The sequence below is a fragment of the Marinobacter zhejiangensis genome (genome assembly GCF_900114775.1).
GTDB classification, from domain to species: domain Bacteria; phylum Pseudomonadota; class Gammaproteobacteria; order Pseudomonadales; family Oleiphilaceae; genus Marinobacter; species Marinobacter zhejiangensis.
Genome location: NZ_FOUE01000003.1, coordinates 370,117 through 384,289, shown reverse-complemented (window position 1 = coordinate 384,289; position 14,173 = coordinate 370,117). Strand labels below are relative to the sequence as shown.

General features: G+C 59.0%; 10 protein-coding genes. 4 read left to right on the top strand and 6 right to left on the bottom strand.

The window, feature by feature from the left end:
• Positions 1-26: 26 nt before the first annotated feature.
• The 6 genes from BMZ67_RS11660 to BMZ67_RS11635 all read right to left on the bottom strand — a co-directional run bounded on the left by BMZ67_RS11660 (position 27) and on the right by BMZ67_RS11635 (position 8,498).
• Entirely contained in the window at positions 27-530 is a 504-nt protein-coding gene (locus tag BMZ67_RS11660; RefSeq protein ID WP_092022787.1) for a protease complex subunit PrcB family protein, read from the bottom strand.
• Positions 527-3,181, bottom strand: a complete 2,655-nt coding sequence (locus BMZ67_RS11655; protein ID WP_092022785.1) for a S8 family serine peptidase — start codon at positions 3,179-3,181, stop codon at positions 527-529. The genes BMZ67_RS11660 and BMZ67_RS11655 overlap by 4 nt, the downstream gene beginning before the upstream one ends.
• 205 nt (positions 3,182-3,386) lie before the next feature.
• Positions 3,387-5,438: a TRAP transporter large permease subunit gene (locus BMZ67_RS11650; protein ID WP_092022783.1), complete on the bottom strand. Its 2,052-nt coding sequence runs from the start codon at positions 5,436-5,438 to the stop codon at positions 3,387-3,389.
• A gap of 29 nt (positions 5,439-5,467) precedes the next feature.
• The gene (locus tag BMZ67_RS11645; protein WP_092022781.1) at positions 5,468-6,478 is read right to left on the bottom strand and encodes a putative solute-binding protein; all 1,011 of its coding nucleotides are present in this window, start codon (positions 6,476-6,478) and stop codon (positions 5,468-5,470) included.
• Positions 6,479-6,539: 61 nt separating this feature from the next.
• Positions 6,540-7,604 (bottom strand): hypothetical protein, encoded by a 1,065-nt coding sequence (locus BMZ67_RS11640; protein WP_092022779.1) that lies wholly within the window; start codon positions 7,602-7,604, stop codon positions 6,540-6,542.
• A 279-nt stretch (positions 7,605-7,883) separates the two neighbouring features.
• Positions 7,884-8,498 (bottom strand): TetR/AcrR family transcriptional regulator, encoded by a 615-nt coding sequence (locus BMZ67_RS11635; protein ID WP_092022777.1) that lies wholly within the window; start codon positions 8,496-8,498, stop codon positions 7,884-7,886.
• A 151-nt stretch (positions 8,499-8,649) separates the two neighbouring features.
• Here BMZ67_RS11635 and BMZ67_RS11630 point away from each other — a divergent pair, with 151 nt between their 5' ends.
• Genes BMZ67_RS11630 through atuD form a run of 4 tightly spaced genes read left to right on the top strand, consistent with a single transcriptional unit; the run spans position 8,650 to position 14,165 of the window.
• Entirely contained in the window at positions 8,650-10,467 is a 1,818-nt protein-coding gene (locus tag BMZ67_RS11630; RefSeq protein ID WP_092022775.1) for an acyclic terpene utilization AtuA family protein, read from the top strand.
• Positions 10,464-11,330: an SDR family oxidoreductase gene (locus BMZ67_RS11625; RefSeq protein WP_092022773.1), complete on the top strand. Its 867-nt coding sequence runs from the start codon at positions 10,464-10,466 to the stop codon at positions 11,328-11,330. The genes BMZ67_RS11630 and BMZ67_RS11625 overlap by 4 nt, the downstream gene beginning before the upstream one ends.
• An 11-nt stretch (positions 11,331-11,341) precedes the next feature.
• The gene (locus BMZ67_RS11620; RefSeq protein WP_092022771.1) at positions 11,342-12,958 is read left to right on the top strand and encodes an acyl-CoA carboxylase subunit beta; all 1,617 of its coding nucleotides are present in this window, start codon (positions 11,342-11,344) and stop codon (positions 12,956-12,958) included.
• A 49-nt stretch (positions 12,959-13,007) separates the two neighbouring features.
• On the top strand, positions 13,008-14,165 hold the full coding sequence (atuD, locus tag BMZ67_RS11615; protein WP_092022769.1) for a citronellyl-CoA dehydrogenase: 1,158 nt from the start codon (positions 13,008-13,010) through the stop codon (positions 14,163-14,165).
• Positions 14,166-14,173 lie beyond the last annotated feature (8 nt).

Here is a 14,173-nt window from a genome sequence, read left to right as displayed (position 1 = left end):
GCCCGCCACGGCAACGGGCCATTGATTTACCGGGAACGGCGCATCGGATTCATGTTTTCACCATGAACCATCAGCTCACGCCAGCCATTCGCGGTTACCGCCAGTACGGTGCACGGCGTGGTCATTACCTGGATCACCATGCCTCCAGGCTGGGGACGGCTAACCGCCACTTCCAGACGCAATTCATCCCCTACCTGCTCCGATCCCACCAACGTCACGCCATGGCCACCGGTGTTTTGCTGGCCAAGTGCAACAATCGCCAGGTGCTCCCGGCTAAAGTCCAGCTCCGCCGCACTCGCCAGGCTGACCGTCTGCTCCGGCAGTCCGGCCAGGGCCTGCACCTGGTCCACCCCGGTCAGGTAAAGCAACCCGGGCGCGGTCAGGCCGCAATGTTCAGAGGCCGTCACCTGCCGAGCCAGCGGGGAGCCACCGCCGGTGGATTCCAGGTGGCTTGCACAACCCGCCAGGCTCAGGGCAGTCAATGACAACGCCACGGCTCCGGCGCGAAGCCCCGTCTTGAGTACACTCATTGAGAATCTCCAACATAAGTACGCATAGCATGATTCCCCACAGACTCACCCTGGTTGACCCGATAGCCACGGAAGCCATATCGCGGCTGTCCCATCTCGGACAGGGTCGGTCGCCGGAAGCTGGTGGTCATGGAAATGCCGGCTACCGGTGTATCGTCAATGGAAATTGGTTCCGGCAAGCCGATCACCGGGTATTCAGCACACGCTTCGCCGGTTTCACAGATACTGCCGTTGTTGTCGAGATCGGATCCCGCCACCAGCAGGTAGTTCCCCGGTTCCACATCACTGAAGGCAAAGTCATAGCGTCCGTTGCTGGCGTCTACAACAACCTGGGCCACAGGGTCCCCATCCGGGCGCCTGGGATCCATCAACAAAACGTAATGGCGGCCAGCATTACGCTGTTCCTGCTCGTCCTGGCGCAAGACCGTGACAGGAATTGATAATTCCTGGCCAGACGCCGTTCCGGTATAGGTCAGTACGATTTCCGCGGAATAGCTGGACTCAATAGCCAACTGAGCCACATCAACCGCTACCAGAATCTGCGAAGGCGGTGCCGCCCCGACCTGAGGCATCGGATCCAGGCTCAACCATGGCGGCAGAGGCCCAATACCGTCGATCGTGACCGAACTGCCATCGGGATACGTGGTCAGCTTTAACACCTGCTGGGGCTGGGAGTCCCCGAATTGCAACGCCGATGGCGACGCTGCCATGACCGTGGGGATGGTTCCATCGACCGCCCTGTTCACCGCTTTGATGGCATTGATGAGCCCGGCGCCATACTCCGTGCGATTGCCAACCTCGTCGGTAATATCACCAGCCGTCATCAAAGCAAAGAAGTCCCCCGGGCCAAAGCTTCGACCGCGCTGTAGCGCAGCGCCTTTCATTAAGGCGTACACCCCAGAGACGTGCGGTGCCGCCATGGACGTTCCATGCAGCCCCGCATAACCCGGAACATAGCCCCCTGAGGCATTGCGGCTTCCCCAGGCACTGACCACCAGGTCAGAGCTGCCATCGCCATTCGCGTCCCGGCTGGCATCCCCCCCGGGCGCCACCAGGTCTACCGAGCCGCCCACGTTGGAATACGAAGCCCGTGTTCGTCCGGCATCCACGGCACCAACGCCAACGACGCGCCCATACGCCGCAGGAAAGGTCAGGTTATCGGTCCCCTCGTTACCTGCCGCAGCGACAATCAATTTACCCCGGTCGTAGGCCCGGTTAATCGCAGTCTCAAGCGTGCTGTTCATGGGCAAGCCACCAAGACTGAGGTTAATAACGTCAATATCCGGGTTGCCAGCGGCCCAGTTAATGGCAGCCACCAGATCTGACAATGAGCCCTCCCCGTTTCGCCCCAACACCCGGACCGGGTAGACCACGGCTTCAGGAGCGACTCCGACTATGCCAATGGTGTTGTCTACACCGGCAGCAATGGCTGCCACGTGGCTGCCATGGAAGCTTGTTCCCTGCAACGAGTCCCCTCCGGGATCTGCCGGGTTGTCATCCCGCTGCCCCTCGTCCTCCTTGTCGTTGTCCAGGGCACCGGATACGAAATCAACGATCTGGCCACTATAGGGAGATATGTTGGCCTGCAGATCCGGGTGCCAGTCGCCATAAGTCAAAGGCCGGGTACTGAGTATTCCGGTGTCCAGAATCGCGATACCGACGCCACGCCCCGCTTCCGGGGTTGCCAGCCACGCCACCGGCACACTGATCAGCGGCAGGTTCCATTGCAGGCTGTACAATCCGTCATTGTCCGGGTTAACGGCCTCGCTGTGATAAACCCAATCAGGCTCCGCAGAAACCACCCCAGGCAACCGCCTCAGTGACTGTACCCAACGTACGGTCTCCCATTTCGCCGCTGATTGGTCTTCGCCACTAAACGTTCTGGCTACCGCTGCCGGAACGCGGGATGCTCGCCAAACGCCGTTGCCAAGGTTTCGCAACTCGGCACCTGACAGCGATGCTGAAAGCCCACGAATTTTCTGTTCATCAGCATGATCGGCCGTTGCCATGACGATCACCGCCTGGTCAGGAACCAGCTCGGGTTCATCAAACCCGACGTGACTGGCACTCGCGGCATTCTGGGAGGTAATAGTCAGGACGTAGCGAAATGGCCCACCGCCATCAGCGGTTACGGTAATAAGGTGGGGGACAGGATCGGCATCCGCGATCGACATCACATGGGTGAAAGGAGGGTTGCCCAGGCAATCCAGGAAGCAGACGTTCGAACCACCCGGCTCGGCAATGACCATTCCCACGTCAGGCTCACCATTGCCCGAGGCAAACGCCTGCAAGGTTATCCGGTCGCCATCGCTGAGCGGCACCATGAACACATCTTGTTCATCCGTCACGTACTGGAACACCGGGGCGGTTCCGCCTTCGCGGGGGTAACTGCCAGCCTCAGCACTCAGGAAACCGCCAACCACAGCCGATTCAGGCAGGCCCTGGGCGGTTGAGGATGTGTTGTTGGCCACCGCGACGCCAAGGCGGCTGTCGTCCGCTGTATCCGAGTCAACGCGGGTACGACTCTCTATCGTGATCGAACCACTCAGCATATCCCGGCTTGCGCTCGACGAGCCGCCACCGCAGCCCACCAGCCCCGTTATTGTGGCCGCCGCCAACAGATAAACACACCCTCGACTTCTGACTCCCATGTCTTCGCCTTTCCTGTACGCTCACATCCAGGACACGCCTGCCGGGCATGGCATGCCGGCCTGCCCCACTCAGCCCCGCCATGGAATCATGGGGGCGCTGCTCGTTAAAAGAATAGCGTTTATACCACGCCGGAGCAGGGTTTACTGATAAAAAAACCGCCGGGAAGTTCTCACTTAGCGGCGGTTCTGGTTAGTAATGACTCGGTTACAGAGCGTAGAACAGCATCGGTACAAAGGCGACCAGCAGCAGGGTTGTCGACATAACAACCAGCGGCAGCAGTAGTCGCTCATAACGGTGCCAGAACGAACCCGTACGCTCCGCCGCCATCACTTCCGTCTCACCCACAACCTGCCGGGTCAGGAGATGGTTCAGCGCCACCGGCGGTGACAGGTAGCCCAACTCAAAGGCAACCAGACACACAATCCAGAAGTGGAGCGGGTCAATGCCCATTCCGATGGCCGCTTGGGCGATGGTCGCCGACACCAGAATAACGGCGCCGAACGGATCCATGATCATACCGATGAAGGTCAGCATGAATACCACCACCAGCATGGCCAGCCACGGGCTATCCAGGCTTTCCGGGAAGATGGCGTGGACGATATCCGACCGTTCCAGAATCCCGCCCAGACAGATGGAGAAACCAATCAGGGCCAACAGCGCGCCAATATGAACAGCGGAGTCACTGGCTGCTGAGGTACTCCGGGTCCAGAACGCCTTGGTGCGTGAAACACCCTCGTCCCGATTATCCTTGCCCGCATCCAGGAAAACCAGCGCCAGCATAACCAGCGGCAGAATCATCGGAGCGCTGTATTCGTTGAACCCCAGCCCCAGGATCAACCACACGGCAAGGATCACGCCACCAGCAGTCAGTGCGTAGGGAATCAGCGGCTTCAACTGCGCGACCGATTCACGGAATGCTCCTGGAACCGGGCGAGGCTTCCAGTTGCCTTCGGTCTTGCAGACGATGAACGAGAACAGCCCAGCCGACATCAGGAAGACCCAGAAGCCCCAGCTATACATTTCAGACGTGGTCACTTCCTTGTTCAGGGCCGCAACCACTACGATCAGCAGGCAGGGATTGAGCACCACACCCAAGCTTCCGGACATAGCCGTGGTAGCGAGGGAAAGCTGACGCCCAGCGCCAGCCCGGCGCAGCTCATCGTACACAACCCCACCAACCGCCAGGATGAAAATACCGGACGCGCCGGTGAACGCTGTCGGGAAAGCCGTCGCGAAGATCATCACGGACGCCAACATCGGTGCCGGTAACTGGTACGGTTTGATAACGTTGATCAGCAGCTCGGGAACCCGTGTCTGCTTCAGCGCCATCCCCACCAGTACATAGAGACCGATATTGATAAACATGGACGACAGATTGCTCATCATGCCGAAATAGATGGCCAGTCCTGAATTGTAGCCATCCACAAAATAGAAGTAGCTCATCGCAATCAGGCCCATGACGCAGTACAGCGGCACGACCAGCAGCGACGAAGCTCTCAGGCCACCCGCCTTGACCCGCTCTGGAATCCACAGGAAACGAATGGCGTTAACGACCATGAACAGCGCGAACACAAAGGTCCAGGCCGATTGCATAAAGATGAGGTCTTCCGAATCCGGTGCAACGGCAAGTTTTCCGACATAGGACTGCAAAGACAGCACCATTAGCCCATTGACGGTAAATTGCACACCCTGGCTCAACCGCCACTCCGAACGATTCTGCGGCAACCGCAAAGCGATATGGTCCGCATCCAGGGCCGAGATCACCGCGGCCATGGCAAACATGCCCATGAACAGGAACTTCATCAGGTCAATGTTATCGAGCAGGAAGCGTGCGAAACCTTGCTCGACAGCCTTGAAGGCCGCCAGAGCGGGCGTCGCATGTTTCTGGTTTTCTTCAAAGACCTGGAATTTTTGCTCGCACATCGCGAGGTTGCGCTGCAAGGACTGACGCAGGGCTTCCGGATTGGGTGGAGTACTGAACAGGTCATCCGGGTCGGGCTGGTAAGCCGCCAGACGACGCTGGACTTCAGCCTCTACATCCATGGACAGTTCGCAGTCGGGGGCGACAGCGGCCGGGTCCAGCAGATAGTAGTTTGGCCAGGTTTGCTCCCCAACCCACAGTAACCTGGAGTGCAGGGAGTTCCCCATACCGAGAAGCAGTGTAAAGATCAAAAGCAGCAGCAGGACAACCCCGTGCAAACGATGCACGGGATAGAGAGTGACAGTCCTGGCTGACGACAACACACGGGTAATCATGATCGTCAGTCCTTGCGATGGTTAGGGCGTTATTCGCGGTTGGTCGCGGTACACTCGGAAGCGCCTGGATTGCTGGCGCAACGAATGTTTGCCAGCAGCCCCATCATCTTCGGGCTGTACACCTGATCCGCACCGTCGGTGCCATCACGCAGCTGCAGACGGTTTTCGCGGAACATCTCCTGGTAACCCTCAACATCAGCGGCAGGGATACGAATCCACTTTTCCTCAGGGATAGCCTGTTCCAGACGCCCAATCAGGTCCATCGCCTGACCGAACATGCCCCAGGCTACCTGACGTGACGCCTGCGCAGTGGCATCGTCAAACACATCATCCTTGGCAATGATCTGGATAGTCAGCTGGGCCAGCGGGTAGTCGACAATGCCACCGGACTCACCAATACCCTTGTACAGCTCCAGTGCCTCATAAGCGAACGCCGGAGCATAGGCTGTATCAACCGAGCCGTTATTAAACTTGCCGGCAAAGTTGGTGATGTCAGACGGAACAACGGTCGCCTTCACATAGTTCACCATGTGGATGGCGTCTTTCTGGTAGTCCAGGGTTGCCATTCGCTTGCCCGCCAGCTCACCGGCGGTGTCGATGGAGCGGTCGTTGACGAACAGGTAACCGGCACCGGCCGGGACAATACCCAGCACCTCGTAACCGTTTTCCCGCATGAGCGGCGCGGCGCGATCCTGGGCAAGGGTCGCCAGCAGGGTGCGCAGGTCATCGTAGGTGGGGATTGCGCCAACGGCACTGATGCTGCCGGTGAAGCGGTTGAATGGACGGGTCCGAAGGTCAGTGGCAGCAACCACGTCACACTGGCCCGAGTTGAAGTCACCCACCGCAACACCTTCATCGGTGTATGGGCGCAACTCAAAGTCCACCCCATGGTTCTTCATTTCCAAGGCGTAGTCTTTGACCATATTGAAGACATCGCCATTGGCACCGATTACATCAAACACACACATCTTTACCGGCTCAGCAGCCACCATGGGAGCGGCCAGGGAAAGTGTCAACGCTGCAAGGGATTTACGAAACATGCTAGACCTCCGGGTCATTTCTTATGTTTGTTTACACTGGATCTTTTAATGGGCCGACGCTTCAGAGCAGGTCGTCCAGGCTCATGACCGGCGTATCTTCACCGGCCCGCTGTTCGCTGAGCAGGCCAAAATAGCGCTGTGGCGTACGGTAGCCATAGTGTTCGGTCCAATACTTGTCCGATGAGAACAACAGAACCTCACCGGCAACGGTGTCCACCAGGCGATAATCGTCATTCACCGTGAAAGAGTCTTCAGATTCGGTGTATTGCTTGAGCACCTCTTCCAAAACATCAGGGCGTCCAAAAGTTTCTGCCGCTACTGCCTGCAGAGCCATGGAGATGCGCAATCCGCTCTCAATTCCAAGACGAGCGCTGTCGTCAAACACCCGCCAGGGATCTGGCGCCAAAGCAGGCTGGGTATCGGGGATCAACAGCCAGACCAAGGCACGGATGGCGTTAGGCAGACCAGCCCATTTTTCATTATCCAGGCACTGGGCCGCGCGTTCCGCCTGCGGGGCAATATTACGGGGCACCCCCGCCATCGAGCCCGAGTTGGCGTCATTGACGATAGCCTGCATGCCGGTCACCAAACCGATCAGGAAGGTAAATTCATCCTGCTCCTCATACAGGAACGGGCATTCCGGATTGGCCTCATTGGGATCGTAGTCATACGCCCGCATGGCACGCTGAAAGGCCTCATAGCGACGCGTGGCGATTTCCGCATTCATTCGCTTCATGCGCTCACGGGCATCTTTGGCAGCAGGTACGTTGCCCTGATAGTCGGCACGCAGGTAGCTCAGCTCCGCCTCCCAAGCCCGCTGCTCACTGCAGTTGGCCGCCAAAAGCATGAGCAACGCACCGGTGGAGTCCGGAGCGGAAGTGACACGGGAAAACGAATACAGCAACGGATCAATGCCTTCACCAAGGCTGCAAGCCATGCTGGTATCAGACATTTGCAGAACGTAAGGGGTTGCCTCGCCTTCCGAATAGTTGGAAAGAACAACACCTGTCGTCGTGTAGATTGGGTTGGCAGAACAACCAGCGAGCAGCGCCAGCGCAGGAACGGTGAGCAACTTGCTTTTCAGAGTGTGCAGGATTTCTCTCGGATTGAACGAAGAGGAAGTCATAATTCGCCCTGTAACATTTTGTTTTTATTGACTCCGGAATTTGACTCCAGAACCGCGTCTGTTATGACACGCTTCCGGCAGCCTTCCGGTTTCACTTTCTACAGGGTGAAGAATGCGACGAACGTCGCAATACAAACATGGCTCTGGTGCCAAAAAATCATGCCGACTAGGCCAATGGCCCAGTAACGACACACAGGAAAAACCAACTTAACTCTTACCTTTCAATGCCTTAACAAAACATTGCAGGTGGCACATTTGTATCAAAAAAATGAAACCGCCTTACCCCTGCAAACTCAGGGTTGCCATGACTTCCTCGGTCAATGCCGACAGATTCATGCCGCCTTCGGGCTTGTACCAAGTCACCGTCCAGCTCAAGGCGCCGGTAAGCAGCCGCCGGACAATAAACGGATTGGCAGACAACGCCCCCTCCGCTTTCAGTGCCTCCAATACATCCAGCCAGACTTGCTCATAGATGTCCCTAAGCGCCAGCACCTTTTCCTGGGATTCCTCCGACAGGCTCCGCCACTCATACACCAGCACGGCCATCGCCTCTCCGGTTTGGCCGATAACCGACTCCAGTTCGCTGCGAATCAATGCCCGAAGCTTGTCTCCGTTGTTATCAGCCTCGTCCACGGCAGACTTCAGCAAAGCGGTGTTCAGCAAAATTGTCTCAACCATCACCGCCTCCAGGATTTTCTCCTTGGAACGGAAATGATGAAACAGACTGCCTGACTGGATACCCACTGCCGCCGCCAAGTCACGCACAGTGGTTCGCTCGTAGCCCTTGTCGCGGAACAGACGAGCCGCTTCTTTTAACAGGCGGCCACGGGCACTGGCAGGGTCGGAAACAAGTTGATCGGCAACAAGAGACTTCAAAATGGCTTCTTGATTCACGGGATTTTCCGGTTGGTTGGCAACGAATGGCTCATTCTATCCTGTTTGGCCCTATTTACAAACCAAGCGCTTGCTTGGTATTGTCGTTTCATCCTATCGACAGCTGACTGCTTCCAGGCCTCCCAACCGGGCCGGACTAAAAGGACGAATCATGGCCAACCAAGATCAGAACAATCGCACCATCCGCATTGGCTGTTCCGCCGCTTTCTGGGGCGACACCGAAACTGCTGCGCGCCAACTGGTTGAGAAAGGCAACCTCGATTACCTGGTTGCCGACTACCTGGCTGAAATCACCATGTCGATCATGGCCGGTCAGAAGATGAAAGACCCTGACGCGGGCTACGCCACCGACTTTGTCAAAACCGTGATGGGCCCATTACTGGCTGACATCAAAGCCAACGGCATTCGCGTCCTGAGCAACGCCGGCGGGGTAAACCCGGCCGCCTGCCGCGATGCACTGCAGGCCCTCTGTGAGAAAACCGGCGTGGATCTCAAGGTTGCCCTCGTTCTGGGGGATGATTTGCTTCCCAAGAAAAAAGCCCTGGCCGAGTCCGGCGTCACTGAACTGGGCACCGGCGCCGCCATGCCGCCGATGATGGTCAGCATGAACGCCTATCTCGGCGCCCCCGGTCTGGTGGCGGCGCTGGAACAGGGTGCCGACATTGTCATCACTGGCCGGGTGGCGGACAGCGCGCTGGTACTGGCCCCTTTGGTGCACGAATTCGGTTGGGCCTGGGACGATTACGACCGACTGGCCCAGGGCAGCCTGGCCGGGCACTTGCTGGAGTGCGGCGCTCAAAGTACCGGGGGCAACTTTACGGACTGGCAGGACGTGTCTGAGGGGTATGAGGACATGGGCTTCCCGATTGCGGAGGTCAGCGCGTCAGGCGATTTCGTGATGACCAAACCGGAACACACCGGTGGCCAGGTCACCCGAGGCACCGTTGCAGAACAGCTGGTGTATGAGATTGGCGACCCACGCGCTTACCTGCTGCCAGATGTGACCTGCGATTTCACCCAGGTCACATTGGAACAGGTGGGCCCCGACCAGGTGCTGGTCAAAGGCGCACGAGGCCAGCAGCCAACCGATAGCTACAAGGTGTCTGGCACCTGGCCGGATGGCTTCAAGTGCACCGTAACGTTCCTGCTCGCAGGCATAGACGCCAAGGCAAAGGCCGAGCGGGTCGCCAATGCCATCCTTAACAAAACCGGCCGCATGTTCGAGCAGCGGGACATTCCGCCCTACTCGGAAACCAGCGTTGAGCTGCTGGGAACCGAAGCCACCTATGGCCCTCATGGCCGTGGCGGGGAGTGCCGGGAAGTGGTGGTCAAGATCAGTGTCGCCCATCCCAAGAAAGAGGCACTGGTACTGTTCTCCCGCGAGATCGCCCAGGCAGCCACCGGGATGGCTCCGGGATTGACCGGCATTGTTGGCGGTCGACCAACTGTCTGGCCGAAGATTCGCCTGTACTCCTGCCTGGTTCCCAAGACCGAGGTAACGGTTACCGTAGATACCGGCGCCGAGGCCCAGCCGGTCGCTGTTGCGACGAACGGCGCCTTCAACCCCGGCCTGTTGGCTGCTGAACCTGCCAGAGACGAAACACCGGCAACCGACACCACGGTTCCTCTGGTCGCTCTGGCCTGGGCCCGCAGTGGCGACAAAGGTGACCATAGCAACATTGGCGTAATCGCCCGCCAGCCCGAATTCGAACCCTACCTGGCCGCCGCCCTGAGTGAATCGGCGGTTGCCCAGTGGATGACCCACACTCTAAACCCTGACACTGGCCGGGTGACCCGCTGGTCGCTGCCGGGCATTCACGGCTTCAACTTCCTGCTGGAGCACAGCCTTGGCGGCGGCGGCGTTGCCAGCCTTCGTATCGACCCCCAAGGCAAGGCCTTCGCCCAACAACTCCTGGAAATGCCCATTCCCGTGGCTTCCTCTGTACTCAATAAAGGACAAGATTCATGAGCTACCAGTCTGTTTTGCGTCCCGGCCTGTTCGACGGCCAGGTCTTTATCGTCACCGGCGGCGGCTCCGGTATTGGCCGCTGTACAGCCCACGAGCTCGCGTCTCTTGGCGCCAAGGTCGCCCTGGTTGGCCGTAAGCAAGAGAAAGTCGAGGCGGTCAAAGCAGAAATTCTCGAAGATGGCGGCGTCGCCAGCGCCCATGTCTGTGACATCCGGGAAGAAGACGCGGTTAAGGCCACCATCAAGGCCATCATTGCGGAACACGGCGGGCTGCACGGCCTGGTCAACAACGCCGGCGGCCAGTTCGCCTCGCCCCTGACCGGCATCAACCAGAAGGGCTGGGAGACCGTAGTGCGGACCAACCTGACCGGCGGTTTCCTGATGGCTCGGGAAGCGTACACCCAGGCCCTGTCGAAGACCGGTGGCGCCATCGTCAACATTGTTGCTGACATGTGGGGCGGCATGCCCGGCATGGGCCATTCCGGTGCTGCCCGCGCCGGCATGGTCAATTTTACCCAGACCGCTGCCTACGAATGGGGCTGCTCCGGCGTGCGGGTCAATGCCGTCGCTCCCGGCTGGATTGCCTCCAGCGGTATGGACAACTACCCGGCGACCATGAAGGAATGGATTCGCAACCTAGGTAACCACATTCCCCGTAAGGCTATGGGAACTGAGGCTGAAGTCAGCTCCGCCATTTGCTTCCTGCTCAGCCCCGGTGCCGCCTTTATCAGCGGAGACACCCTGCGTATTGATGGCGCGGCATCCCAGGACTCACCGATCTGGCCGCTGCCAAACGCCAAGAACAACGAACCCTACGACGGTTTCCATCGCAGCAGCACCCCCAAGGTGCTCCAGGACAACTGAGGATCGGAACGATGGACACTCTTGAAAGCACACTGAACCCCCAATCCGACGAGTTCCGCGCCAATGCAGACGTTATGGAGAGCCATATCCAGACCTGGCGGACCGTGGAACAGAAGGTACTCGACCTGGCTGAGTCGGCCCGGGAGAAGTTTACCCAGCGAGGCAAACTGCTCCCCCGTGACCGCATCAACCGTCTGCTGGATCAGGGCACGCCGTTTCTGGAGCTGTGTTCCCTGGCGGGCTACAAGATGCACGATGACAAGGACGGCTCCATGGCCGGCGGCGGCATCATCGCCGGCATTGGTATGGTCAGTGGCATTCGTTGCCTCGTTGTTGCCAGTAACAGCGCCATCAAAGGGGGCACGATCACCCCCGCCGGCCTGGACAAGACCCTTCGCCTGCAACAGATCGCCATGGAGAACAAACTCCCGGTGGTGTCACTGTCAGAAAGCGGAGGCGCCAACCTCAACTACGCCACCGACATTTTTGTTCTCGGTGCCCGTGGCTTTGCCAACCAGGCCAGAATGTCTGCCGCCGGTATCCCCCAGGTCACGGTCGTCCATGGCAACGCTACCGCCGGCGGTGCGTACCAGCCCGGCTTGTCGGACTACGTGATTACCGTGCGCAACAAAGCCAAGATGTTCCTGGCGGGGCCGCCACTACTGAAGGCCGCTACCGGCGAGGTTGCCACCGACGAGGAACTGGGTGGGGCCGAAATGCACGCCCAGGTGGCCGGCACCGCAGAGTACCTGGCCGAAGACGATGCCGACGGCATCCGCTATGCCCGCAATGTGCTGTCCGCACTGCCCTGGAACGACCACTTGCCGCCCACCCGCGAGCTGTCTTGGGAAGAGCCGCTGCATTCGCCGGATGAATTGCTCGGTGTTGTTCCAGCAGACGCCAAGCAACCCTATGACGTCCGTGAGGTAGTCGCCCGTATCGCCGACGGTTCCCGGTTCATGGACTTCAAGAACGAACTCGATAACCAGACGGTATGCGGCACCATCCGCATCGAAGGTCATGCCGTCGGGATCATTGGCAACAATGGCCCGATTACCGCCAATGGTGCCGTTAAGGCCGCCCAGTTCATCCAATTGTGCGACCAGGTCGGCACTCCGCTGCTGTTCCTGCACAACACCACCGGCTTCATGGTGGGCACCCATGCCGAACAGAGCGGCATCATCAAACATGGCTCCAAGATGATCCAGGCCGTGGCCAACTGCCGCGTGCCAAAGCTTGCGGTACTGATCGGCGGTTCCTACGGCGCGGGCAACTACGCCATGTGTGGCCGCGGGCTGGATCCCCGCTTCATCTTCGCCTGGCCGAACAGCCGTACCGCGGTCATGGGCCCGGCCCAGGCCGGCAAGGTGATGCGCATCGTAGCCGAAGACAAACAGCGCCGCGCTGGCGTGGAGCCGGACGAAAAGACCCTGGCCTTCCTTGAACAGGCCACCGCCAAAAAACTGGAAGACGGCTCCACGGCCCTGTTTGGCACAGCCCGGCTCTGGGACGACGGTCTGATTGATCCCCGCGACACCCGCCGGGTACTGGCCCTCGCGCTGTCCGTCTGCCGTGAGGCCGACGCCAGACCGCTACGGCCGAACACCTTCGGCGTCGCCCGGCTCTGACATTTCAAAACGACAATAACGATTACGTAACGAATACACGGAGAACACCATGGAATTTACCGCTGAACACAACGCCCTCAGGAAGACCGTCCGCGATTTCGTCGAGAAGGAAATCAATCCGCACTGTGACGAATGGGAAAAAGCCGGCGAGTACCCGATTCACGACATTTTCAAGAAGCTCGGCAACCTCGGCCTGCTCGGCATCCAAAAGCCGGAAGAGTATGGCGGTATGGGGCTGGATTACAGCTACAACCTGGTGGCGGCAGAAGAGTTCGGGATGGCCCATTGCGGCGGCGTGCCCCTCTCCATCGGCGTACAAACCGACATGTGCACCCCTGCCCTGGCCCGCTTTGGCTCCGATGAGCTCAAGCGCGACTTCCTGGCCCCGGCTATTGCCGGTGACATGGTGGGCTGTATTGGTGTCAGTGAAGTCGGTGCCGGCTCCGACGTAGCGGGGCTCAAGACCACCGCCCGCAAGGACGGTGACGACTACGTCATTAACGGCTCCAAGATGTGGATCACCAACTCTCCAAAAGCGGACTTTATCTGCCTGCTGGCCAACACCTCTGACGATCAGGTCCACAAGAACAAATCCCTGATTGTGGTGCCCATGAATACCCCCGGCATCAGCTTCAGCAGTCACCTCGACAAACTGGGCATGCGCTCGTCTGAAACCGCCCAGGTGTTCTTTGACGACGTGCGCGTTCCCCAGCGCAATCGCATCGGGGCCGAAGGCATGGGCTTCATGATGCAGATGCTTCAGTTCCAGGAAGAACGCATGTGGGGCTCTGCCAACGTCATCAAGGCGCTGGAGAACTGCGTCGCCAAAACCATCGAATACTGCCGCGAACGTGAAACCTTCGGCCAGCCGCTGATCAATAACCAGGTCATCCATTTCCGCATGGCCGAGCTGCAAACTGAAATCGAAGCATTGCGCGCTCTTACTTACAAAGCCTGCGAACTGCACATCAAAGGTAGGGATGTTACCCAGCTTGCGTCCATGGCCAAGCTCAAGGCCGGACGTCTGGGCCGTGAAGTGACCGATAGCTGCCTGCAGTACTGGGGTGGCATGGGCTACATGTGGGACAACCCGATTTCCCGCGCACACCGGGACGTTCGCCTGGTGTCCATCGGTGGCGGGGCGGATGAAATCATGCTCGGCATCATCTGCAAGACCATGGGCATTCTGCCCGGAAAGCGCAAGTAAGGCCGTTG

Bases quoted from the DNA above. Each gene is read 5' to 3' on its own strand.
- BMZ67_RS11640 (WP_092022779.1), bottom strand. From the start codon at position 7,604: ATGACTTCCTCTTCGTTCAATCCGAGAGAAATCCTGCACACTCTGAAA.
- BMZ67_RS11645 (WP_092022781.1), bottom strand. From the start codon at position 6,478: ATGTTTCGTAAATCCCTTGCAGCGTTGACACTTTCCCTGGCCGCTCCC.
- BMZ67_RS11620 (WP_092022771.1), top strand. From the start codon at position 11,342: ATGGACACTCTTGAAAGCACACTGAACCCCCAATCCGACGAGTTCCGC.
- BMZ67_RS11660 (WP_092022787.1), bottom strand. From the start codon at position 530: ATGAGTGTACTCAAGACGGGGCTTCGCGCCGGAGCCGTGGCGTTGTCA.
- BMZ67_RS11655 (WP_092022785.1), bottom strand. From the start codon at position 3,181: ATGGGAGTCAGAAGTCGAGGGTGTGTTTATCTGTTGGCGGCGGCCACA.
- BMZ67_RS11630 (WP_092022775.1), top strand. From the start codon at position 8,650: ATGGCCAACCAAGATCAGAACAATCGCACCATCCGCATTGGCTGTTCC.
- atuD (WP_092022769.1), top strand. From the start codon at position 13,008: ATGGAATTTACCGCTGAACACAACGCCCTCAGGAAGACCGTCCGCGAT.
- BMZ67_RS11650 (WP_092022783.1), bottom strand. From the start codon at position 5,438: ATGATTACCCGTGTGTTGTCGTCAGCCAGGACTGTCACTCTCTATCCC.
- BMZ67_RS11625 (WP_092022773.1), top strand. From the start codon at position 10,464: ATGAGCTACCAGTCTGTTTTGCGTCCCGGCCTGTTCGACGGCCAGGTC.